Annotated in this window: 1 pseudogene; it reads right to left on the minus strand. The window is 63.8% G+C overall.

What is annotated here, in order from left to right:
- Positions 1-282, minus strand: a pseudogene (locus PQR53_RS38920) (threonine ammonia-lyase, biosynthetic); the annotation flags it as partial.

Below are 282 nucleotides of genomic sequence, written 5' to 3' on the forward strand. Positions count from 1 at the left end.
CTGCACGCCCACAAAGATGTGCGCTGAATTCGCGTCCGCAATGCGGTAGTTGAATTCGGTGACGCTGCGCGTGCCCACCAGTTCGCAGAAACGGCGAAAGCTGCCGCGCTCTTCGGGGATCGTCACCGCGAACACGGCCTCCCGTGCTTCACCGACTTCCGCGCGCTCGGCGACGAAACGCATGCGGTCGAAATTCATGTTCGCACCGGACGTGATCGCGATCAGCGTCTGGTCTTCGAGGCCTTCGCGCTCGGCGTACTGCTTGGCGCCGGCCACCGCTAG

The sequence above is a fragment of the Paraburkholderia fungorum genome (genome assembly GCF_046027605.1).
GTDB classification, from domain to species: domain Bacteria; phylum Pseudomonadota; class Gammaproteobacteria; order Burkholderiales; family Burkholderiaceae; genus Paraburkholderia; species Paraburkholderia fungorum_F.